The organism is Brachybacterium sp. AOP42-C2-15 (genome assembly GCF_052377065.1).
In the GTDB taxonomy this organism is placed as follows: Bacteria; Actinomycetota; Actinomycetes; order Actinomycetales; family Dermabacteraceae; genus Brachybacterium.
This window is the reverse complement of sequence record NZ_JBQSWK010000005.1, coordinates 21,397-44,020: the sequence shown is the minus strand read 5'-3', so window position 1 is coordinate 44,020 and position 22,624 is coordinate 21,397. Positions and strand designations below refer to the sequence as shown.

General features: G+C 69.7%; 20 protein-coding genes and 1 tRNA gene. 9 read left to right on the top strand and 12 right to left on the bottom strand.

What is annotated here, in order from left to right:
* Positions 1-9 precede the first annotated feature (9 nt).
* Positions 10-1,077, top strand: a complete 1,068-nt coding sequence (locus ACT3SQ_RS04070) for a mannitol-1-phosphate 5-dehydrogenase (RefSeq protein WP_441443901.1) — start codon at positions 10-12, stop codon at positions 1,075-1,077.
* Between the two features lie 83 nt (positions 1,078-1,160).
* Entirely contained in the window at positions 1,161-1,433 is a 273-nt protein-coding gene (locus ACT3SQ_RS04065) for an HPr family phosphocarrier protein (RefSeq protein WP_441443902.1), read from the top strand.
* 80 nt (positions 1,434-1,513) lie between these two features.
* Here the strand turns inward: ACT3SQ_RS04065 and ptsP are convergent, their stop codons facing one another.
* The gene (gene ptsP / locus ACT3SQ_RS04060; RefSeq protein WP_442331839.1) at positions 1,514-3,232 is read right to left on the bottom strand and encodes a phosphoenolpyruvate--protein phosphotransferase; all 1,719 of its coding nucleotides are present in this window, start codon (positions 3,230-3,232) and stop codon (positions 1,514-1,516) included.
* Positions 3,233-3,322: 90 nt separating this feature from the next.
* Between ptsP and ACT3SQ_RS04055 the strand changes: the two genes are divergently transcribed.
* Positions 3,323-4,231 (top strand): SDR family NAD(P)-dependent oxidoreductase, encoded by a 909-nt coding sequence (locus tag ACT3SQ_RS04055; RefSeq protein ID WP_345078648.1) that lies wholly within the window; start codon positions 3,323-3,325, stop codon positions 4,229-4,231.
* 5 nt (positions 4,232-4,236) lie between these two features.
* Here the strand turns inward: ACT3SQ_RS04055 and ACT3SQ_RS04050 are convergent, their stop codons facing one another.
* Entirely contained in the window at positions 4,237-4,800 is a 564-nt protein-coding gene (locus tag ACT3SQ_RS04050) for a hypothetical protein (RefSeq protein WP_442331829.1), read from the bottom strand.
* A 194-nt stretch (positions 4,801-4,994) separates the two neighbouring features.
* Here ACT3SQ_RS04050 and ACT3SQ_RS04045 point away from each other — a divergent pair, with 194 nt between their 5' ends.
* Positions 4,995-5,813 carry a DUF1684 domain-containing protein gene (locus tag ACT3SQ_RS04045; RefSeq protein WP_444600849.1) on the top strand — a complete coding sequence of 273 codons (819 nt, stop codon included), beginning with the start codon at positions 4,995-4,997 and terminating at the stop codon, positions 5,811-5,813.
* A gap of 2 nt (positions 5,814-5,815) precedes the next feature.
* Here ACT3SQ_RS04045 and ACT3SQ_RS04040 read toward each other — a convergent pair.
* From ACT3SQ_RS04040 to ACT3SQ_RS04015, 6 genes are all read right to left on the bottom strand, one after another.
* A tRNA-Ser gene (locus tag ACT3SQ_RS04040) sits at positions 5,816-5,903 on the bottom strand.
* A 26-nt stretch (positions 5,904-5,929) separates the two neighbouring features.
* Positions 5,930-8,650: an HAD-IC family P-type ATPase gene (locus tag ACT3SQ_RS04035; protein ID WP_441443905.1), complete on the bottom strand. Its 2,721-nt coding sequence runs from the start codon at positions 8,648-8,650 to the stop codon at positions 5,930-5,932.
* A gap of 95 nt (positions 8,651-8,745) precedes the next feature.
* Positions 8,746-9,171, bottom strand: coding sequence for a PH domain-containing protein (locus ACT3SQ_RS04030; RefSeq protein ID WP_441443906.1), 426 nt, complete (start codon positions 9,169-9,171; stop codon positions 8,746-8,748).
* Between the two features lie 86 nt (positions 9,172-9,257).
* Positions 9,258-9,974, bottom strand: a complete 717-nt coding sequence (locus tag ACT3SQ_RS04025; RefSeq protein ID WP_444600848.1) for a hypothetical protein — start codon at positions 9,972-9,974, stop codon at positions 9,258-9,260.
* A gap of 18 nt (positions 9,975-9,992) precedes the next feature.
* A complete protein-coding gene (locus tag ACT3SQ_RS04020; protein WP_442331830.1) occupies positions 9,993-10,865 on the bottom strand; it encodes an ABC transporter ATP-binding protein in 873 nt (290 codons plus the stop codon).
* Positions 10,862-11,266 (bottom strand): GntR family transcriptional regulator, encoded by a 405-nt coding sequence (locus ACT3SQ_RS04015; protein ID WP_441443909.1) that lies wholly within the window; start codon positions 11,264-11,266, stop codon positions 10,862-10,864. Before ACT3SQ_RS04015 ends, ACT3SQ_RS04020 begins: the two co-directional genes overlap by 4 nt.
* Positions 11,267-11,417: 151 nt before the next feature.
* Between ACT3SQ_RS04015 and ACT3SQ_RS04010 the strand changes: the two genes are divergently transcribed.
* The 4 genes from ACT3SQ_RS04010 (at position 11,418) to ACT3SQ_RS03995 (ending at position 17,409) form a co-directional block, all read left to right on the top strand.
* Positions 11,418-12,413, top strand: coding sequence for an MDR family oxidoreductase (locus ACT3SQ_RS04010; RefSeq protein WP_444600847.1), 996 nt, complete (start codon positions 11,418-11,420; stop codon positions 12,411-12,413).
* Positions 12,414-12,415: 2 nt separating this feature from the next.
* A complete protein-coding gene (locus ACT3SQ_RS04005; protein ID WP_444600867.1) occupies positions 12,416-13,393 on the top strand; it encodes an NAD(P)H-quinone oxidoreductase in 978 nt (325 codons plus the stop codon).
* A gap of 144 nt (positions 13,394-13,537) precedes the next feature.
* The gene (locus tag ACT3SQ_RS04000; protein WP_444600846.1) at positions 13,538-16,138 is read left to right on the top strand and encodes a hypothetical protein; all 2,601 of its coding nucleotides are present in this window, start codon (positions 13,538-13,540) and stop codon (positions 16,136-16,138) included.
* 245 nt (positions 16,139-16,383) lie between these two features.
* Positions 16,384-17,409 carry a Fic family protein gene (locus ACT3SQ_RS03995; protein ID WP_441443912.1) on the top strand — a complete coding sequence of 342 codons (1,026 nt, stop codon included), beginning with the start codon at positions 16,384-16,386 and terminating at the stop codon, positions 17,407-17,409.
* A gap of 10 nt (positions 17,410-17,419) precedes the next feature.
* On the opposite strand, the gene ACT3SQ_RS03990 is transcribed toward ACT3SQ_RS03995, so the two are convergent.
* Together ACT3SQ_RS03990 and serS are read right to left on the bottom strand one after the other, a co-directional pair.
* Complete coding sequence (locus ACT3SQ_RS03990; protein WP_444600845.1) at positions 17,420-18,310, bottom strand: HAD family hydrolase; 891 nt, start codon at positions 18,308-18,310, stop codon at positions 17,420-17,422.
* A gap of 103 nt (positions 18,311-18,413) precedes the next feature.
* Positions 18,414-19,685 (bottom strand): serine--tRNA ligase, encoded by a 1,272-nt coding sequence (gene serS / locus ACT3SQ_RS03985; protein WP_444600844.1) that lies wholly within the window; start codon positions 19,683-19,685, stop codon positions 18,414-18,416.
* A gap of 44 nt (positions 19,686-19,729) precedes the next feature.
* On the opposite strand from serS, the gene ACT3SQ_RS03980 reads away from it, so the two are divergent.
* Complete coding sequence (locus ACT3SQ_RS03980) at positions 19,730-20,932, top strand: diacylglycerol/lipid kinase family protein (protein ID WP_444600843.1); 1,203 nt, start codon at positions 19,730-19,732, stop codon at positions 20,930-20,932.
* Between the two features lie 16 nt (positions 20,933-20,948).
* Here ACT3SQ_RS03980 and ACT3SQ_RS03975 read toward each other — a convergent pair whose 3' ends face one another.
* Entirely contained in the window at positions 20,949-21,902 is a 954-nt protein-coding gene (locus ACT3SQ_RS03975; protein ID WP_345078692.1) for a universal stress protein, read from the bottom strand.
* A 169-nt stretch (positions 21,903-22,071) separates the two neighbouring features.
* Entirely contained in the window at positions 22,072-22,611 is a 540-nt protein-coding gene (locus tag ACT3SQ_RS03970) for a YdeI/OmpD-associated family protein (protein ID WP_444600842.1), read from the bottom strand.
* Positions 22,612-22,624: the final 13 nt, after the last annotated feature.

The window sequence follows — 22,624 nt, the reverse complement described above, 5'->3', positions numbered from 1 at the left end:
CTCAGCACGATGTCCGGGGTAGGCCCCGATCGGTCGCAGCGCGCCAGCCGGCGCGCGTCGCAGGCGGACTCCTACCAGGTGCGCACCGTGGGCCAGCAGCCCACCAGCACCACGGTCGACGGATTCCGTGCGATCAACTCGGCACAGGACCCGGACACCCTGACCGAGGAGATCGCCTCCGCGGACCTGGTGACCACCGCCGTCGGTGCCCATATCCTGCGGTTCGTGGCGCCGAACATCGCCGCCGGGATCGCTGCCCGCCCCGCCGGGGCACCGCCGCTGGCGGTGCTGGCCTGCGAGAACGCGATCAATGCCACGGATCTGCTCGAGCAGGAGATCCGCAACGCCTATCAGGGCGACGATCTCGAGGAGAAGGCACTGTTCGCGAACACCGCAGTGGACAGGATCGTGCCCGTCCAGGCGGAAGGCGCAGGTCTGGACGTCACCGTCGAGGACTTCTACGAGTGGGCGGTCGAGCGCGGCCCCTTCAACGGTCACGAGCTCGAGGTCCCGGGGATCACCTGGGTCGATGACCTGGGGCCGTACATCGAACGGAAGCTGTTCACGGTCAACACCGGCCATGCCACCACCGCCTGGCACGGCTGGGCGGCAGGGCACGCGACGATCGCGGAAGCGATCTCGGATCCTGCCGTCGCGGTCGAGGTCGAATCGGTGCTCGCCGAGACCTCCTCGCTGCTGGTGGCCGTGCACGGCTTCTCCGAGGAGGAGATGGCCTCCTACCGGAACAAGGTGCTAGGCCGTTTCGCGAACACCTCGCTGCCGGACCCCGTCGAGCGCGTGGGCAGGGCGCCGCTGCGCAAGCTCTCCCGCGAGGACCGGATCGTCGGCCCGGCGGCCGCCCTCGCCGAGCGGGGGATGCAGCATGACGGCCTGCTGGCCGCCTTCGGCGCGGCACTCGCCTTCACCCCGGAAGGGGACGAGGAGGTGGACCGCCTGCAGGAGATCCTGCGAGGAGGCGATGCAGACGCCGCCGCCGCGGAGATCACCGGCCTCGAGCCCACCCATCCGCTGTTCCCCGAGGTGCGTGCACTGATCGCTGCACGCACCACGCGCTGAGCACCCGTCCGGTCCACCCCGCCCTGCCCATCTGGGCACGGTATATTCCCCACACACACGTGACCCCACGAAAGGCACACACCATGGCAGAGCGCACCGTCAAGATCGCCAGCTCCTCCGGGCTCCACGCCCGTCCGGCCGGCATCTTCGCCCAGGCCGCAGCGGAGCAGCCCGCAAGCGTGACCATCGAGAAGGCCGGCGGCAGCGCCGTGCAGGCATCGAGCATGCTGATGCTTATGACCCTCGGGGCCGGCAACGGCGACGAGGTGACCCTGCGGGCCGAGGGCGACGGCGCCGAGGAGTCCGTGAACGCACTCGCCGCACTCCTGGAGAAGGACCTCGACGCCGAGGCGTGAGCAGGCCGCGCACAGCGACGAAGGGCGCCCCACCGATCCTGGTGGGGCGCCCTTCGTCCTGCAGAGAGCAGATCAGCGCGTCACAGGCCGAGCTCGCCGAGGATCGGCAGGCCGGCGCGGACGGTGCTGATCGCGTCCTCCGCGGTGCGTGCGGCGACGGCCTTCGCTGCGAGCTCCTTCGCCTGCTCGAGCGTCACCGTGGAGAGCACCTTCGCGACCGCCGGCAGCGAGCGCGGGGTCATCGACAGGCTGTTCACCCCGAGGCCCACCAGCACCACCGCGAGGCCGGGGTCACCGGCCGCCTCGCCGCACACGCCGACGGGCTTGTTCGCGCTCTCACCGAAGGCTTCCGGATCCCCTCCGGCGCTCCGCGCCCCCTCACAGGTCGCCTTGACCAGCGAGAGCACGGACGGCTGCCAGGGCTTGTTCAGATGCGCCAGAGAGCCCAGCTGACGATCGGCGGCCATCGTGTACTGCGTGAGATCGTTGGTGCCGATCGAGGCGAAGTCGCAGGCGCTGAGATGACGATCCGCGGTGATCGCGGCCGCCGGGGTCTCGACCATGATGCCGGCCGGTTCGAGCCCGCGCTCCCGGCACATCGCCACGAAGTCCTCGGTCTCCGGGACCGTCGCGATCATCGGGGCCATCACCCAGGGCTTGGCCTCGGACTGCGCCGCGGCCGCCGCGATCGCGTCGAGCTGGTTGGTGAGCACCGAGCGCTTCTCCCAGGAGGTGCGGTAAGCGCGCACCCCGAGAGCGGGATTCGGCTCGTCGGCGTCGGTGAGGAAGGGCAGGGGCTTGTCCGCGCCGGCGTCGATGGTGCGCACCACGACCTTCTTGCCGGCAAGGTGCGCGAAGGTCTCGACATACGCCTTCGTCTGCTCCTCGACGGACGGCTCGTCCTCACGGTCCAGGAACAGGAACTCGGTGCGGAACAGGCCCACCCCGTCGGCGTTCGCGGCGGCGGCCTTCTCTGCGTCCTTGGCGCCGCCGATGTTGGCCAGCAGCTGCACCCGGGTCCCGTCGGAGAGCACTCCGCCGCCGCCCTCGTAGCTCAGCGGATTCTTCTGCAGCTCGGTCCAGGCCGCGGCGAACCGATGATGCTCCTCGGTGACCTCATCGGTGATGGTGCCGAGCCCGGCATCGACGAACACCTCGGTGCCGTCGGCGAACTCGTGGATGCTCTTGGCCGCGACGATCGCGGGCAGGCCCAGCTGACGGGCGAGGATCGCGGTGTGCGACTGGGGGCCGCCGTCGGAGGTGACCAGCGCGATCACGCGTGCGGGATCGAGCGTGGCGGTGTCCGCGGGGGCGAGGTCGATGGCGGTGAGCACGAAGGGCTCGTCGACCTCGGGGATGCCGGGGGCCTGCTCGCCGCGCAGTTCGGCGACGATGCGGGCGCGCACGTCGCGCACGTCGGTGGCGCGCTCGGCCATGTACCCGCCGAGCCCCTCGAGCATGCTGGCGACCTGGTCACCGGCTTCCCACACGGCCCGCTCCGGGGTCTTTCCGCCGGTGAGGACGAAGCCCTGGGCGGTCTGGGTGAGTGAGGGATCCGCGGCCATCTGCGCCGTGGCCTCGAGGATCTTCTTCCCGTCCCCCGCCGCGCGCTCGGCGAGCCGGATCAGGGTGGCCTGCACGGCGGCGGCTGCGGCCGGGATCCGCTCGGCTTCGGCAGCGCGGTCCGCACCTTCGGCAAGGGTGTCGCCGGACGAAGGCTCGGCGACCGGCGGCGCCATCGCGCGGATGGTGCCGATCACCCGGCCAGGGCTGACTGCGACACCGGTGTACTGAGCCATCATTGCCATCTCCTCTGAGGAGGTCGGAAGGGGTTCTTGGCCGTCATCGTACGCGGAGCACGACGTCGTCCGCGCCCCTACGATGGCGCGATGAACGCCATGGCCTGGGAGCATCTGCACGAACCCGATCTGCGCGGGCGCACCGTCGTGATGACGGGAGCGAGCGACGGCCTGGGGCGGGAGGCGGCGCTCCAGCTCGCCCGCTGGGGCGCGGACCTGGTCCTCGCGGTGCGCAGCCGGTCCAAAGGTGAGGTGGTCCAGTCCCGGATCGTGCGCGAGACCGGCCGGGAGGAGGCAGTCCGCCTGGTCCAGCTCGACCTGGCGGAGCTCTCCTCTGTCCGCTCCGCGGCCGCTCAGATCGCGGAGCTCACGGACGCCCGCGGGATCGATCTGCTGATCCATGTCGCGGGACTGGTGACCCGCCGCCGGGGGCTCACCGCGGACGGCTTCGAGCTGATGACCGGAGTGAACGCCCTGGCGCCGCTGCTGCTGACGGATCTGCTGCTGCCGCTGGTGCGGGGGCGGGTCGTGGTGACGGCCTCGCAGGCGCACGCCTTCGGTGAGATCGACCTGTCCGATCCCTACTTCTCCCGCAGCGGCTGGTCCCTGCGCGCCGCCTATGGACGCTCGAAGCTCGTGACGATGCTGTGGGGGCGCGAGCTCTCCGAGCGGCTGCAGGAACGGGGCGGGCCGGTGGACCTGCAGCTCGTGCACCCTGGCTGGGTGCTCACGAACCTGCAGAACGCGACCGGCTCCGCCCGTCTGGATCGGCTGGTCACCGAGGTGACCAGGCCATTCGCCATGCCGCCGACGGGAGGCGCCGCCGCGGTGCTGTTCGCCGCGACCCAGCCGCTCCCGCCCGGCTCCTACCTCGGTCCCGACGGACCCAGGGCGCTGCGGGGGCGGCCGACGCTCCTGCGCCGCTCCGGCCCGGCGCTGGACCGCGACCTGGCGCGTGAGGTCACGGCCTGGGCACGGTCAGAGGTGGCGGCGGTCTGAGGACATCAGTTCGCGGAGTCCGGGGACTGCGGCGAATCCGCCGAGACCGGGCTCGGGGCCGACTGCGCCGAGACCGGCGACTGAGCGGACACAGGAGACTGTGCCGACGGGGCCGACGGGGCCGACGGGGCGGACTGGGCGGACACAGCTGACTGCGCTGACACCGCCGACACCGGCGACCGAGCGGACTGCGCGGACACCGCAGACTGCGCCGACACCGCCGACACCGCCGTCGGGGCTGACTGCGCCGAGAGCGCCGAGACCGCAGTCTGCGCGGAGACGGGGCTGTTGGCCGTCAGCATCAGCTCGACGGGCGGCACCGCGCTCGCCAGGTCCTCGCTCACTGCGCCCTCGCTCACCAGGTCCTCACTCGCCGGACTCGGCACCGAGAGGGTGGAGGCGTCCTCGGCAGGACGCTCGGCAGCCTGCACGGTGCTCTGCTCGACGGTGGTGTCGTCCACACCCTCGACGGGCCCGCCCGCGGTCATCGCGTAGGCCACTCCCGGGATGAGCACTGCTGCCGTGGTCCCGGCCGCCACTGTCCAGATCGTCTTCGCCCGCATCGTCATCTCTCCTCCGTCGGCCCGTGCTCCGGGCTGCTTCCGTTTCTGTGATGCCCTCAGGAAACACCGCCCGGATGAGACCAGCCCAAGATCCGGATGAGGCCGTTCTCATCGATGTGACCGCCTGTGACGCAGGGGTCGACGCCGGTGCCCGCCCCGCGCAAGACTCCTCGCAGACCACGACGATCGAGGAGCACGCCATGAGCACCACCGACCAGATCACCGACCACGGCACCGCGCCCTCCTCCTGGTCGGACTTCCGAAGCCGGCGCCACCGCTCCCTCGCCGACCCTCACGGGATCCTCGCCCAGGTGGGTCTGCACTGGGTGGATCCGGAGCAGGCGGCCCGGTCCTTCGACGACGTGCCCGGCAGCTGGGAGATCGCGGGCAATCAGCTCACGGTGACCTGGCAGGGCGAGGAGCTCGAGCTCCTCGCGTCGTCACCGGAGGTGGAGGAGACCCGCGAGGGCGAGCTGCACCGCGCGACGATCACGACTCCCGGAGATGTGCGCGTGGCGCGGTACGGCGCGGACGTGCAGATCGACGTGATCCGTCGCGGCGGCCGCACGGGGCTGCGCCTCCTGGACCCGGCTGCGCCCCGACGCACCACGTTCTCCGAGGTCCCCACCTATCCCTACGACCCGGGGCTCGTGCTCACCGGCACCTGGACCGCTCGGCCCACCGAGGTGACCGTCGGTTCCGCGCTGCCCTGGCTCGAGCAGCGTCTCCCCTCCCCTGGCGTCGCCTCGCTCGAGATCGGGGGCAAGCGCGTGCAGCTGGTGCTCACCGGCGACGCGAACGTCCTGTTCACCGACGAGACCTCGGGAACCACCAGCGCCGACTGGCGGGTGGTGACCGCGGAGCTCGACGGGGACACGATCACGGTGGACTTCAACCGGGCCGTGAACTTCCCGGCGGCCTTCAGCTCCTGGGCCACCTGCCCGCGCCCGCCCGCCGCGAACCACCTCGCGGCCGCGATCCGGGCCGGGGAGAAGCGGGTGACGCGCACGGAGCGGTGACGCGGAGGGTGCGGGATTCGAACCCGCGGTACAGGGTCACTGCACATTGGTTTTCAAGACCAACTCATTCGGCCGCTCTGACAACCCTCCTCATGCCCGGAGGCACCCGCGAGAGTCTACCGCCGCAGCGCCTTGTCCACCTCCACCACCGCGAACACCACCACTCCGGCGGCGATCGGGACCAGCCAGCCCGTCCAGCCCACCGCACCGGAGGCGAAGGCGGTCTGCATGAACGGGACATAGACGAAGGCCAGCTGCAGCAGAAGCATGATCGCGATGCAGGCCCAGGAGATCGGGTTCGTCGTGAGCAGCTCTTTGCGCAGGCTCGTGGTGCGAGTGAAGCGCGAGGCCAGCAGATAGAAGATCTGGCCCACCACCAGGGTGTTGACCGCGATCGTGCGGGAGACCTCGAGCGGAACGCCCTGGGCCTGGCCCAGCAGGAACACCCCGATGGTGATCCCGCCCAGCAGCAGCGAGACGTAGACGATCCGGATCATGCCAGCGAGCGGGATGATCGACCCGCCGGGCTTGCGGGGCGGGCGGCGCATGATGTCGGGCTCCCCCGGCTCGAAGGCGAGCGCGAGCGCGAGGGTGACGGCGGTGATGGTGTTCACCCACAGCACCTGCACCGGGGTCAGCGGGAGCGTCATCCCCATCAGCACGGCGACCAGGATGACCAAGCCCTGCGCGCCATTGGTGGGCAGGATGAACGCGATCGCCTTGCGGAGGTTGTCGTAGATGGTGCGGCCCATCTCGACGGAGTCCGCGATGGTCGCGAAGTTGTCGTCCGCGAGCACCACATCGGCCGCCTCCTTGGTGGCCTCAGTGCCCTTGATACCCATGGCCACCCCCACGTCGGCCTTCTTCAGCGAGGGGGCATCGTTGACGCCGTCTCCGGTCATCGCGACCACGTCACCGCCGTCCTGCAGCGCCGTGACCAGCCGCAGCTTGTGCTCAGGACTGGTGCGGGCGAAGATCAAGCGGGTGTGTGCGAGCTCGGCGAACTCCTCGTCGTCCGCGGCGTCCAGCTCCGCGCCGGTGACGGCGCCGTGCTCGTCCTCGATGCCCATCTCGCGACCGATCGCGGTGGCGGTGCCGGCGTGGTCACCGGTGATCATCATGACCCGGATGCCGGCACCCTGGACGAGCCGGATGGCCTCGATGGCCTCCTGGCGGGGTGGGTCGATGATCCCGTACAGACCCAGGAACGTGAAGCCGCCGGAATCGACGTCCGACGGGGCGAGCGAGTCGGTGGCGTCTCCGGCCCGGCGCACCGCCGCGGCGAGCACCCGCAGGCCCTGGCCGCTCAGCTCGTCGATCACCCGGTCCCAGTGCTCGCGATCCAGCGCTTCGCGCTCGTCCAGGCCCATCCCCTGGAACTCGGAGCGGTCCAGCAGCCGGTCGGGGGCTCCCTTGAGGTTCACCACCCGGCCGACGCCCTCGATCTCGTCGAGGGTCGCCATGTACTTGTATGCGGAGTCGAAGGGCACCACGGCCAGGCGGTGCTCGTCGTCGCCCTCAATGCCGGCCTTCATCGCGAAAGTCCTCAGTCCGCCATCCGTCGGCTCGCCGGAGAGCACCCACCGGTCGTCCTTCCGCGAGACGGTGGAGTCGTTGGTGCGTGCGGCGACCTCGGCGAGCATCCGCAGGTCCCCGCGGTCCTCGGCGTCGATGACCTGCCCGTCCAGCTCGATGTCCCCCTCGGGCGCATACCCGGTGCCGCGCACGTCATAGGTGCCGGCGGGGGTGACCACGGTGCGCACCGTCATCTCGTTCCTGGTGAGCGTGCCGGTCTTGTCCGAGGCGATGACGGTGACGGAGCCCAGGGTCTCCACCGAGTTCATACGCCGGGTGATGGAGTTGCGGCCGGCCATCTTCTGCACGCCGAGCGCGAGGGTGATGGTGAGGACCGCAGGCAGCCCCTCAGGGATCGCGGCAACCGCGAAGCCGATGGCCGCCATCACGAGTTCGCCGAGCCCGTACTCGTACAGCGCCCAGCCGGCCACGAACATCAACGCGGCGGCGATGACCACGACGATCGAGAGCTTGGTGGAGAAGGAGGACATCTGCCGCGTCAGCGGGGTTTCCATCGATTCCACCTCGTCGAGCATTGAGGTGATGTGCCCGATCTCGGTATGGCGTCCGGTGCCGACCACCACGCCGCGGCCCGAGCCGGAGGCGATGGTGGTGCCGGAGAAGGCGATCGCGCTACGATCGCCGAGCGCGGCGTCGACCTCGACAGAGCGCGGCGACTTCTCCACTGCGAGGGACTCGCCGGTCAGGGCGGACTCCTCGGCGGTGAGGTTGGTGGCCTCGAGGATGCGGACGTCGGCCGGGACCTTGTCCCCGCCGCCGAGCCGCACCACATCCCCAGGGACCAGGTTCTCCGCCGGGATCGTCGACCAGGAGCCGTCGCGCCGCACCTGCGCGTCCAGGGAGAGCATGGAGCGGATGCCCTCGAGGGCGTCGGCGGCCTTGCCCTCCTGGACGTACCCGATCACGGCGTTGATCAGCACGACCGCGAGGATCACGACGGTGTCGACGACATGCCCCATGAGCGTGGTCAGCACGCCGGCGCCGAGCAGGACGTAGATCATCGGGTCCTTGAACTGGCGCAGGAACCGTCGCAGAGCCGATTCCTGCTGACCGCTCGGCAGGGCGTTGGGGCCGTGGTGCTCGAGACGCCGGGAGGCCACGTCCGCCGGGAGCCCGTCGGCCGCGGTCCCGAGCTGCTCGAGGACCTGATCGACCGGAACCGCGTGCGGCGTGGGAATCAGGGGCTGCTCGCCGGCCGACGAGGAGGTGGGTGGCTGGGGGGACGTGGTCACGGTGCTCATCGTCCCTCCATCATCACCCCGTGAGCTGAGGGATCACGAGGACTTCCGTCACCGGAGCCTGGGTGCCGACCGGGCGACGCCCGAGAAGCGGCGGCCTACCGCGTCGAGCTCGCGAGCCAGCGCCGATGCGCTGAGATGGCGGCCTGGGCGGGACAGCGCAGCTGGGCCAAGGAGTCGATGAAGCGGAAGGGGTTCTCCCCGCGGTACAGAGCCATCCGATCCGTGGTCGCGAGCGCCGTGATCCGGCGGCCCGCTGGATGCCTGAGCACCACGACGACGGCTCCTGTGGTCCAGTACGTTCTGCTCTGCTCGATCACGGCAACCTGCTCCCACGGGATCCGGTGGGTGCGTAGGTAGTGGACCAGGGTGAGTCCGTCGTCGTCGACGATGAACTGGAGCCGGGTGCCGATCACCACTATCGCGATGACGAGGAGCAGGACCACCACACACATCACCGCACCGAGCACACCGATGACGGAGTCCAGGGTGAGCAGCATCGCACCCATTCCGAGCAGGACCAAGCCGGCGAATCCCGCGACACAGCCCAGAGCCCCGCGGACCCAACCAGTCTTCAGCGCCCGATACCTGATCTCCGCCACCACTGCCGTCACGCCACCTGGGTGCGACGCACCAGCAGCAGCCACACTCCCGCCGAGGCCGCCCCGATCAGGGCGATCACCACCATCCATGGGCCCCAGCCCATGGTCATGACCTCCAGCAGGTTCTGCCCGAAGCCATCCAGCAGAAGCACACCCGCGAGGATCCCCACGCCGATCAGCGCAAGGATCGCTCCGGCCACCCAGAGGAAGGCCTGACCGAACCGCAGGAAGGCGGCGGTGATGGCGGCACCGAGGAACAGCGTGCCCAGGATCAGCAGGAAGGTCTGCACCAAGGTCTGCCACGGTGCGCCGGTGCCGGTGTAGAAGACGTCGAAGAAGCGGATGCTCAGTCCGAAGCCGTCTGTGGCCTGTTCGATCGTCTTCCCGATGGTGACCAGGACGGAGTAGACCACGGCGTTTCCCAGGAACACCGCGCTCAGACCGGTGGCGAACTCCCGGCGGGTCAGTCCGAGGCCGAGCGCGAGGGGGAAGTACTGACCCATGGAGGTGAAGCCGTAGCCGATCAGCGGCCCCAGCAGGGCGAAGATCGCCCCGTTCCATTGCATGCCGTAGTACATCCCAGCCTGGGCCTCAGGCCCCTGCGACCCGACGATCAGGCCCACCGCCAGGATGACCACGAAGGCGAAGGTGACGGCGACCAGGGGCCATCCGAAGGCCTGCATCCGATTGACCAGGTGCATGTCGATGACGTTGCGCGAGCGCATCAGGGTTCTCCTCTCAGGTCACCGGGCAGCAGCCGCGGCGGTGGTGCGGTGGACGATGTAGTTCTGCAGCGAGACGGGGGCGACCTGGAGTCCGGCTGCCCGGGCGCGGTCCGCACTGCCCGGCTCGGCATGCACGGTGGCGGTCGCGAGCGCACCGATCTCCTGGACGCGGAGCACATCGGCCCCGGCGATGAAGGCCGTGACCTCGTCCAGCCGGCCGGAGACCTCGATCGCCGCGCTCTGCAGCTCTTCGGCCTCGGCGGAGATCGCGACCCGCCCCTCGTCCAGCAGCACCACGTGCTCGAGCAGGTTGGAGACCTCGTCGATGTGGTGGGTGGAGAGGATCACGGTGCGGGGGTGTTCGGAGAAGTCGGCCAGCAGCCGGTCGAAGAACAGGCGGCGGGCCACCGCATCGAGGCCCAGGTAGGGCTCGTCGAAGAAGGTCAGCGGGGCTCGGGAGGCCAGGCCGATGATGATGCCGACGGCCGAGAGCTGCCCGCGCGAGAGCTTCTTGATGGCCCGCTTCTCCGGCAGCCGGAAGTCGGCGACCAGCTCCCGGGCGAGCCCCTGGTCCCACGCGGGATAGAGCCCTTCGGCGATGCGCAGGATGTCCGATGGCCGGAATCCGTCGGGGTACTTCTGGCTCTCCTGGATGAAGCAGGTCTTCGAGAGCACCTCGGCGTTCTCGACCGGGCTCTGGCCCAGCATCCGCATCTCACCGGAGGTGGCGAAGATCTGTCCGGTCAGCAGCTTCATGAGCGTGGTCTTGCCGGCGCCGTTGCGGCCCAGCAGTCCGTGCACCCGGCCTGCGGCGAAGTCGAGGGAGACGTCGTCGATCGCGGCGACGTCACGGAAGTGCTTGGTGAGGTTGCGGGTCTCGATAGCACTCATTGCAGTGCCTCCATCATCTCGGTGATCTCTCGGTGGTCGATGCCCAGGTGCGCGGCTTCGCGCAGCAGTGGGGCGAGGTAGTCGCGGGCGAAGTCGTCGCGCCTGCGCTGTCTCAGCAGCGCGGTCGCGCCGACGGCGACGAACATTCCCACTCCTCGGCGTTTGACCAGGACGCCGGCGTCGGCCAGGAGGTTCAGCCCCTTGCCGGCGGTGGCGGGGTTGATGCGGAGGAACGCGGCCAGCTCATTGGTGGAGGGCACCGGGCCGTCCTCCGGATGGGTCCCGTTGAGGATCCCGTCCTCGATCTGCTCCGCCACCGCGATGTAGAGCGGCTTCGTCTCATCCAGCACAGAAGCCTCCCAGTCGTGAGGACCGCCAGCCATCTCGGCCCGTTGGTTCATTACTCCACTAATGAACCACAGAACCGTAGAGCCGTCAAGAGGTCGACAGGCTCCCCGCCGGGCAGCTTTCCCGATACCGGCCCATGGGGGCACCGGTCAGGGAAGCGCGCATAGGCTGGAGCCATCCGCCCCCGAGCGAGAGGAGCGCCCCATGCGCGCCATAGTGATCGAATCCGAGGGCGCAGCCCCGCGCCTGCTGGAGCACGCCGACGAGTCCCTGCTCAGCGGGGACGTCGAGCTGGACGTGCTGGCCTCCAGCGTCAACTTCAAGGACGGCATGGCCCTGGCCGGTAAGGGCATCGCCCGTGCCCATCCCCTGATCCCGGGCATCGACCTGGTGGGACGGGTGACTGGCTCGGCTGGCTCGGCTGGCTCGGCCACCGAGCGATTCTCCGCCGGAGACCTGGTTCTCCTCAACGGGGACGGCATCGGCGAATCCCTCCATGGCGGCTTCGCCACCCGAGCCCGGGTGCGCCCCGACACGCTCGTTCGCCTTCCCGCCAGCCTCTCCCCCGAGCACGCCGCCGCGATCGGCACCGCGGGGTTCACCGCGATGCTCGCGGTGCTGAAGCTGGAAGATGCCGGTCTCACCCCGGACGCCGGGGACATCCTGGTCACCGGGGCCTCCGGGGGCGCGGGCTCGATCGCGGTCGCGCTGCTGGCAGGCCGCGGCTTCCGGGTGCTCGCCTCGACCGGCCGGGTCGAGGAGAACGGCGAGTACCTGCGGGATCTCGGCGCGGCCGACGTGCTGGACCGTCGGGAGCTCTCCGAGGAGCCGGGCCGGCCGCTGCAGTCCCAGCGCTTCGCGGGGGCGATCGACGGGGTGGGCAGCACCACGCTCGCCAACATCCTCGCCCAGACCGCCTGGGGCGGCACAGTCGCCGCCTACGGCCTCGCCCAGGGTCCGGACCTGCCGACGACGGTGCTGCCGTTCATCCTGCGCGGGGTCGCCCTCGCCGGGGTCAACTCGGTGGAGTGCCCGCTGCCGCTGCGTGAGCGTGCCTGGGAAGCGCTGGCTCGTGAGCTCGACGGCGATGTACTGGACTCGATGACCACCAGCATCGGCCTGTCCGAGACCATCCCCTATGCCCAGCGGATCCTGGCCGGCGAAGTCCGCGGCCGCACCGTCGTGGAGGTGACCCAGTGACCATGCGCGCGATGGCCATCACGGCGGAGCATCGGCTCGAGCTGATCGAGCTTCCCGAACCCGTCCCCGCCCCCGGCGAGGTGCTGGTCGACGTCGTCGCCGCGGGAGTGAACCGCGCCGATCTCGCCCAGACCGCCGGGAAGTATCCGCCGCCGCCCGGCGCCTCCGAGCTGCCGGGCCTGGAGGTCTCCGGATATCGGCGCGACACCGGCGAGAAGGTCGTGGCGCTGCTCGCGGGCGGCGGCTATGCGGAGGTCGTCGCGGTGCCGACGGAGCTGCTGCTCCCGGCGCCTGCAGGGTTCAGCCTGGTCGACGCCGCCGGCGTGATCGAGGCGGCCGCGACCGTGGTCTCCAACCTGGTGCTCGAGGCCGGCCTGCACGAGGGCGAGACGATCCTGGTCCAGGGCGGTACCGGCGGCATCGGCAGCGTCGCCATCCAGCTCGCCCGGCATCTGGGGGCACGGGTGCTCACCACCGTCGGCTCCGATGCCGCGATCGCGACGGCGCGCGAGCTCGGTGCCGACATGGCCTGGAACCGTCACACCACGGATCTGCTCGAGGCGGTCCGGGAGACCGGCGGGGTCGACGTCATCCTCGACGTCGTCGGCGGATCGGCGCTGGCCGATCACGTGGGGATGCTGCGGGAGAGCGGTCGGCTGGTCATCATCGGCACCCTCGGCGGAGCGAGCGGCGAGCTGCCGATCGGAAAGCTGATGAGCAAGCGCGGCCGAGTCGTCGGCACCACCCTGCGTTCGCGCCCGCTGGAGACCAAGCACGGAATCCTCGAGGCCGTCCGGTACCTGGCGTGGCCGTTGCTGGAGTCCGGTGAGCTGCGGGTCCCGATCCACGCGCGCCTGCCGCTGGAGCGTGCCGAGGATGCCCACGCGATCCTGCGCGAAGGCGGCCATCTGGGCAAGGTGATCCTCGAGGTCGCAGCCCCGGCGAGCAACTCCGGCGGTGGCCGGCGCCGGCGGGAGTAGCTGGCACGGGGCTCGTGGAGCCCTGCCCCCATCTCGGTCATTTCGGTCGAACATCTGCAACCGGTTGCCTTCAGTGAGAGGGCGACCTTAGGGTAGAAGAGCATTTCTCACTCGCCGCATCACTGACCCAATGGAGGGTTCACCATGCACGCGCAGTCCCCCACCCCGCTCGCCGATGACCCAGCCCTCGACGAGCCAGCCCCCGCCCACCGGCTGCGCCGCTTCGGAGGCCTGCTCGCGACCGCCGCCCTGACCGGAGCACTGCTCGTCGGAGGCTCCTCCCCCGCCATCGCCGACGATCCACCACCGACCGAGCCCGCCCCTGCAGGGGTTCCGAGCGACGACCCGCGGGTCCTCGACCTCCTCGCCCAGGACGAGAACCTCGAATACCTCGGCACTCCGGTGACCTCGAAGATCGCCAGCCAGGCCGGCCAGGGCATCATCGATGGTCGCCACGTTTCATACCAGCTGTTCAAAGGCGCCCCGTCGACCGATTACCCCGCCACCTTCGCCGTCACCGACATTGAGACTGGCGAGCAGCTGGACACCTGCGTCGTCACCGGAGCCGAAGCCGCCCGGAACCTGAACGTCGCGACCGATGGCAAGGTCTACTGGGGCACCTACCACGACTACCACCTCTGGCAGTACGACCCGGCCACTGGCGATTGCCTGGATCTGGGCCTGACCGACCCTGCCCAGTCCAATGCCCACGCCTTCGGCCTCTCCCCCGGGCCGGACGGCTCAGTGTTCATCGGTGCCTACCCCGATTCGCGGCTGCTGAAGTACGACCCCGCCACCGAGCAGATCGAGCACCTGGGAACCGTCGATCCCGACGGCGAATACATCCACTCGATCGCGTACCACGAGGCGACCGACACCGTCTATGTCGGCTCCGGCGGCATCTCCCCGCGGATCTGGAAGATCACCGAGGGAGGACACGGGGAGAAGACGCTGCTGGTGGATGAGTCCACTGCCCCGGGTATCAACAGCGCGGGCCAGTTCGTGGGCCGCATGGACATCGTGGGCGACAAGGTCATCGCCCAGATCGGCCTGCGCATGCTAGTGCTCGATCTCGACGGCGGCATCGTCCACTGGGATGTGGACCAGACCCGATTCTTCTTCGGCTACCACACCATTCCCGGCACCGATCCGACCGAGGCGGTCTTCTCCACCGGAGGCGGCGTCCTGATGGTCTACAACACCGTGGAGAACACCTTCCGCACCACAGAGATCACCATCGGTGGGTACCTGTCCAATGGCGTCGTCGACGACTCGAGCGGCGTCCCACTGCTCTACGGCACCTCGCAGGACGGCGTGTTCGTCGCCAATCTCGACTCCGAGACCCTTGTGAGCGAAGCACCGGTCGAGTTCGCGCAGCCCACGCTGATCCAGAAGCTGTTCGTGGGCCCTGAGGACTCCGTCTGGGCCTCGGGCTACATGGTGGGCCTGAACGACATCGACAAGACCGGCGCCGATCACGGCACGACCCTGCAGCAGGGCCAGTTCGAGTCCTCCGCAGTGCGTGACGGGAAGCTGTACCTCGGCGCGTACGGGCACTCAAAGCTGAAGATGCTGGATCCCGCCACCTACGACCCGACTGATGCCGCCACAGTCTCGCAGCTGTTCACCAGTGAGGCCCAGGGTCAGGACCGTCCGTTCGGGATGGCGTACAACCCCGAGCGGGACGAGATCTACATGGGATCCGTGGCGATCTACGGACAGACTCAGGGCGGCCTCGCGATCTGGGAGGGCGGCACGGGCGAGCATGTCTGGCTCACCGAGGAGATCGGAGCCGATGAGAACGTGGTCTCCGTCGTCTACAACGAGTCCGACGGCATGGTCTACATCGGCACCACCGTCGACGGCGGCCTCGGCTCGACCCCGAGCGGGAACACCTCCGGGAAGCTGATCGTCCTGGACCCGGAGACCCGCACCGTCGTGGACCGGATCGACCCTGCAGGTGAGGAACGTGAGGGCGTCACCGGCCTGATGGTCGATGACGAGGGCGCGGTATGGGGCGTCGCGGAGCAGTCGCTGTTCCGCTACGACCCGGCCACCGGCACCTCCACCGTGAAGGGCAACGTCGGCGGGGCATATTCCGAGGGCACGACCTACTGGGCCTACGGCTACGTCCACCAGTCCTCCGCGGACGGGCGGATTTACGTCACCGCCGGCTCGCGCTTCTCGGTCCACGACCCCGCCACCGGCGAGACCACTCGCATCGCCTCGGGCGTCGGCTGGAGCGTCGTCGACGGTGCAGGTGATGTGTACCTGAGCGCCGGGGCGCACCTCTTCCGCTACAACGTGGAGGCGGCGGTCACCTGCGATGAGACCCTCACCGAAGACCACAGCGGCTCCCTCACTGTGACCGAGGGGACGACCTGCATCGAGGGTGCCACCGTGCGCGGCGCGGTGAGCGTCGCCGAGGGAGCCGGGCTGCAGCTGACCGACGCCGCCGTGCGCGGCCCGATCACCTCGACCGGCGCCGAGGTCATCTCCATCCAGGCCAGCGAGATCCGCGGCCCGGTGAGCATCTCCGGCACCACGGGGTTGCTCGAGATCCGCGGATCCACCATCAGCGGTCCGCTGACGATCGACGGCACGACGGAGGGCGTCACCCCGATCCTCACCGATTCGCGGGTCGAGGGTCCGCTCTCGTGCACCGGCAATGCGGTCGCCCTCGACGATGACGGCGCACCGAACACGGTCCGCGGTCCGGCCACCGGGGACTGCGCCGGGATGTGAGCGAGCGCTGACGCACAGAAGACTGCCTCCCTGGTTTATGAGTAAACTCGTTACTCATAAACCAGGGAGGCAGTCTTATGAGCAACGACGACCGGACGTGGCCTGCACTCGCGACGGAGGTACAGTCCTGGACTCCCACTGCGGGATTCGGAATCCGTGCAGACCGATACCCGGGTGAACAACGCTACGAGTCGGCCATCGTCCCCGAGATCGCCGGCGTGACTCCGCGTGTCTCCTCCGAAGTGATGACCGCAGCAGAGGACGCGGCGCTCTCCTTGAGCAGACTCGATGCGGAGCTCGGAGAACGGGTGGCCTCCTTCGCCCCGGTGCTGCTGCGCTCCGAAGCCGCCTCATCCTCACAGATCGAGAACCTCACCGCTTCTGCCCGCTCGATCATGAGCGCCGAGCTCGGGGCCAGGACCGGACAGAACGCCGTCCAGATCGCCGCGAACACCCGAGCGATGACGGCAGCCATCGAGCTGGCCGACGAACTCTCCGAATCATCGATCCTGCGGATGCACGAGGTGCTGCTGAGTTCCCAGCCCCGGCACACACCGGGACGTTGGCGCGACGAGGCTGTGTGGATCGGGACCCGCTCGGACACTCCTGTCGGTGCCGAGTTCGTCGCGCCGCACCATTCCCGGATCCCACACCTGATCGATGATCTTGTGTCGTTCCTGCACCGATCCGATATGCCGTCGCTGATCGCGGTGGCGGTGAGCCATGCGCAGTTCGAGACCATCCACCCTTTCTCCGACGGCAATGGCCGCACCGGACGCGCCCTGGCCCAGTCCCAGCTGAGGCGCCTGGGAGTGACTCGGAACGTCGCGATCCCGGTCTCAGCCGGTCTGCTCGCCGACGTCCCCGGCTACCACTCCGCGCTCGGCGCCTACCGGAACGGAGACATCACCCCGATCATCGCGGCGTTCTCCGACGCGTCGCTCCGCGCCGTGCGCAACACACGTGAGCTGGTCGATGAGATCGAGGAGATCCGGGCGGGTTGGACGGAGCGGCTCACGGCCAGGCGCTCGAGCAACGCGTGGAGGTTGCTCGATGTGCTCATGCGGCGCCCTGTGCTCACCTCCGCGGCCGCGGCCGCAGAGCTCGGCGTGAAGCAGCCCAACGTCTATCCCCCGCTGAAGGCCCTCGAGGATGCCGGGATCCTCGCCTCGAAAAACGAGTATCAACTGGGCCCGTTCTGGCGCTCCGACGAGATCCTCGCGGCCATCGACCGGTTCGCCGAGCGTGCTGGTCGGCGAAGCCTGACCTAGCACCCGCCCGTCAGCCCAGCAGCTGCTCGAGCACCAGCACGGTGCCGTCCTCGTAGATCGAGTCGGTGACGATGTCCGCCACGTCCTTCACGCCCTGCGGGGCCTGACCCATGGCCACGCCCACCGCGGCCCAGGTGAGCATCTCGGTGTCGTTGAACCCGTCTCCGACTGCGACCGTGTGGGCGCTGTCGATCTCGAGCCGGCTGCGGAGCACTTCGAGGGCGCTCGCCTTGGAGATGCCGGGAGCGGCCATGTCGAGCCAGGCGGTCCAGCCGATCGAGTACTCCACGCCGTGCACCCCGGACTCGGCGATGACCTTGCTGAACTCCTGCGGAGACAGGTCCGGGACGTGGACGACCACGCGCACGGCCTCGAGCTCCATCAGCTCGTCGAGCTGGCTCTCGATCGCCTGGACGCCGAAGCTCGCGTCCTGGAAGCCGGCCGTGGAGCGGAAGCTGCCGTCGACCATCTCCACCGCGTAGTGGGCATCGGGTGCGACCTCGCGCAGGGTGCGCAGGGCGTGCCCGGGCTGGAAGGACCGGGTGTCGATGATGCGGTGCCCGCCCTCGAGCTCCGGGTCCATCTGAACGGTGACCGCCCCGTTGGAGCAGACGGCGAAGCCGTGGGTAACCCCCGCGGCCTCGACGATCGGGAGGGTGGCCCCGAGGGAGCGGCCGGTGGCGATGACGACGGTGTGCGCCTCCGCCGTCTGCTGCAGCACCTCATGCATCTCCGCACTCATCACGCCGTCGTGGTCGACCAGGGTGCCGTCCACATCCAGGCCGATCAGCAGCTTCTGCGCGGAGAGCCCGGTGAGGAGCTCCTGGAGGCGCGCACGAGTCGCGTCACGGTCGGTGGTCGAGGTCGGGCTCGAGGCCTGGGTCGAGGTCTGAGTCGTCATGTCCGGCAGTGTGGCACCGGCATCCGACGAGCGGGTGAACCCACGGTGACGACGAGCACTGAGCATGCTGCGCAGGCGGCGCAGGGGTCGGGGGGTCGGCATCTCAGGCAGCGCCCCCCACGACCTCGAAGACCTCGCGCCCGCCGAGGAAGGGCCGCAGCCCCTCCGGGACGACCACCGATCCGTCGGCCTGCTGGTGGTTCTCGAGGATCGCGGCGATGAAGCGGGTGGTGCCCAGGGTGCCGTTCAGGGTCGCGACCGGCCGCAACCCGTTCTCGGTGCGCTCTCGGATGTTCAGCCGCCGTGCCTGGAACTGGGTGGTGTTCGAGGTGGAGGTGAGCTCGCGGTAGGTGTTCTGGCTCGGCATCCACGCCTCGCAGTCGTACTTGCGGGCGGCGGAGGTGCCGAGGTCGCCGGCGGCGGTGTCGATGATCCGGTAGGGCACGTCGATGCGCGCCATCATGTCCCGCTCCCAGCCGAGCAGCCGCTCGTGCTCCTCGTAGGAGTCCTCGATGCGGCAGTAGGAGAACATCTCGACCTTGTGGAACTGATGCACGCGGATGATGCCGCGGGTGTCCTTGCCGTAGCTGCCGGCCTCGCGGCGGTAGCAGGCGCTCCAGCCCGCGTAGCGCAGCGGGCCGTCGGAGAGGTCGATGACCTCGTCCTTGTGATAGCCGGCGAGCGCGACCTCGCTGGTGCCCACGAGATAGAGATCATCACCCTTGTCGAGGTGGTAGACCTCATCGGCGTGCTCGCCGAGGAAGCCGGTGCCCTCCATCGACTCGGGCAGCACCAGGGTGGGCGTGATCATCGGAGTGAAGCCCGCATCGGTCGCCAGGGAGATCGCGGAGTTCAGGATCGCGAGCTCGAGCTGGGCGCCGACGCCGCGCAGGAAGTAGAAGCGTGCGCCGGAGACCTTCGCCCCGCGCGCCATATCGATCGCCTTGAGCCCCTCAGCGATCTCCAGATGGTCCTTGACCGGGTGGTCGAAGCTCGGAACCTCACCGACGTGCTCACGCACCACGAAGTCGGCCTCGAGCCCCTCGGGGGCGCCCTCGGCCAGGTTCGGGATCTCGCGCAGCGCGGCGTCGCGGGTGCTCAGGGCCTCGTTCGCCTCGCCCTCGAGCCGCTTGACGTCGGCCGCGAGCTGCTTGACCTCGGCCAGCAGCGCCTGCTTCTGATCGCCCTTGGCCTGGGCGACCTGCTTGCCGAAGGCCTTCTGCTCGGCGCGCGCAGATTCGAAGGCGGCGGTGGTCTCGCGCCAGCGGGAATCGGCCTCGAGCACGGCATCCACGATGGCAGGGTCTCGCCGACGCGCCCGCTGGGCGTCTCGGACGGCTTCAGGGTTCTCGCGCATTTGCCGCAGATCGATCATTGCACCAGGGTACCCGCGCGCACGCCTGCCAGTACGCTGACGGAATGGACCTCACCCTGCTGCTGCTGCTGAGCATCGCCTCAGTGCTCACCACCGTGATCACGATCGCCCTGCTGGTGATGGTGCTGCGCCGACTGGGCCGGCACCGCCGAGAGCTGAGCGAGCTGCGCGCCGCCGCGGACCGCCGGTCGAGCACGCGCAGGGCGCCCGGCACCGACGGCGCGGGGGACTCGACGGAGGGTGCCTCGGACGATGACGCCGACTCCCCCGCCGACGACGGCCGGCTCCGCAAGGTCGCCGTGGTGCTGAATCCCTCGAAGTTCGAGGAGACCGACACCTTCCGCCGGAAGATCACCGAGGTGGTGGACCGGATCGAGGGCGCTGAGACGGTCTTCTACGAGACCACCATCGACGATCCCGGCAAGGGCCAGACGGAGCAGGCTGTCGCGGACGGCGCGGATCTCGTGATGGCCGCCGGCGGCGACGGCACGGTGCGTCTGGTCGCCTCGGTGCTGGCCGGCACCGACACCCGGATGGGCATCATCCCGGCCGGCACCGGGAATCTGCTGGCCCGCAATGTCGAGATCCCGCTGGAGGACCCGTCCGCGGCGATGATCACCGCGCTGACCGGTGAGGACCACCAGGTGGACGTCGGCTGGCTCCGTGCCGGTGACTCCGCCGCCGCGGCCCGCTCCGCCGAGCGCCAGATCTTCCTGGTGATCGCCGGCTTCGGCGCCGACGCGGAGATGATCGGCTACACCGATCCGGAGATGAAGAAGCGGATCGGCTGGATCGCGTACATCTTCGGCGGGATCCGCACCGTGCTGGGCCGCTCGGTGGATGTGGTGGTGCAGCTGCCGGATGACACCCGCCACGCCCACAAGGCCCGCACCGTGCTGCTGGGCAACGTGGGCAAGCTGCCGGGCGGCTTCGTGCTGATGCCCGACGCCACGATCGACAACGGCCGCCTCGAAGTGGTGGTCGCGGGCTGGCGGGGAGCGGCAGGATTCAGCCAGGTCGCCGCCCAGGTCATGAACCCGAAACTGGTCCCGAAGTACGGTCCCAAGCTCGCCACGATGGAGCGCTACCTGACCACCGGGATCCGAGTGACCACCACCAAGCCGCAGCCGGTGCAGCTGGACGGCGACACCGATGTCGACGCCACCCACCTGATCGCGACCGTCGATCCCGGGGTGCTGCGGCTGCGCGTGCCGGAGGGGAAGGGCGCGGCGCAGGGCAACAGCTAGGCCCGCGGGGCAACAGCTAAGCCCGCTCGACCCGGTCGTCCTGCAGCGGCGGCACCACCATGACCGGCCGCTCGGCCCCGTGGAGGATCGCGCGCGACACCGAGCCGAGCAGCGCACTTCTCAGGGCACCCCGGCCATGGGAACCGACGACGATCAGCTGCGCGACGGCTTCGGCGTCATGGAGGATCGCAGCGGCCGCTCCCTCCTGGACCTCGCCGGAGATCTCGATGCCGGGCACGTGCTCCGTGACCCAGGCGACCTCTGCCGCCAGATCCGCCTCGAGGTCGGCGCGACGACGGTCCACGAGCTCCTGGGCGTCGCGCGGGCGCAGCGGGAACCAGTACTCGCCGCTGTCGGGTCTCTGCTGTGCGGTCAGCAGCACCAGCGACGTTCCGCGATCGGCCGCCTCCCGCGCGGCATGCAGCGCGGCCCGGCGACTGTGGGGCGATCCGTCGACGCCGACGACCACCGGCCCGGTGAAGCGCTCAGCCACCGCGGGGACCACCACTGTGGGGCACTGCGCATGAGCGGGAAGGGCGGTGGAGACCGAGCCCAGCACCAGGCCGAGGAAACCTCCCCGGCCACGGGCACCGACGACCATCAGGTGCGCCCGTGCCGAGGCTTCCGCGAGCGCGCCGACGGAGTCTCCCTCGATCGTCAGGTAGGAGACCTCGCCGGGATGCTCGGCGAGTCGGGACGCCGCCACCTCCAGCACGTACCCGGCGATCAGCTTGCGGGCCTCGTCCTCGGGCTCCGCGCCGAGGGAGGCGTAGTTGGCGTACACCGGGAGCGGTGCTCGATAGGTGGTGATGACGCTGAGCTTGCTCCCGCGGCGGGCGGCGATGCCGGCGGCGTAGGCCAGTGCGACCTCGGAGTTCGGGGAGCCATCGAACCCGACCGCGACACCGAGGTCACGCGTGGCAGGGTCGAAAGGGATCGTGTTCTGCTCAAGATGAGCCTCTGTGCTCATGGCAAGCCCTCCGCGGGGCTGCCGGCACGGACGACGATGACGCCCCGCTGTCGAGTCCATCCTCGTCACTCCTCACCCTACCCCTCAGGTGAAAGCGCGGGTCTGAGGCGCGGGTGCGGGGTGCAGGTCGGGGAGAGCGGGTCGGGGTGCACACCGGGGGGCGCGCCGTTCAGTCCTTCAGCACACCGCTGCGGGCGAGTTCCGGGTCGGTGCAGGAGGCGAGGTTGAAGCAGCAGGGGCGACGCTTCCCGTCCCGCAGCTTGTCGATCGAGACCTCCACACGGCGCGCACGGGTGTCGGCGTTGCGGGTCGACCCGACCCAGCGCACCCATTCCCAACGCGCCATCGGGGTGATGGATGCCCAGGTCTCCTCGAGGTCGTCGGCCGCGTCGAGCGCGGCACCGAGATCCTCTGGGACCTCCGGCTCGGGCCAGACCTTCGTGGGCACGAGGGTGAAGTCGACGACGTTGCCCTCGCTGAGGTCGAGCGCCTTTGCCAGCGCATCGTCGACGCGCAGCCAGTGCCCCTTGCGACCGTCGGGCTCGACCACCATGTCCAGCTGATGACCGTTCAACGTGGCCTCGACGGCGACCTGACCGCGGGAGGGCAGCGCAGCGCTGGCCGCTTCGGGCAATGGGATGAGGAGCCGATCATCGATCGCGCGGACCTCGGCGGTGCCGTCGACGGGGCTGCTGGTCTTCGCTGCCATTTCTGCTCTCCTC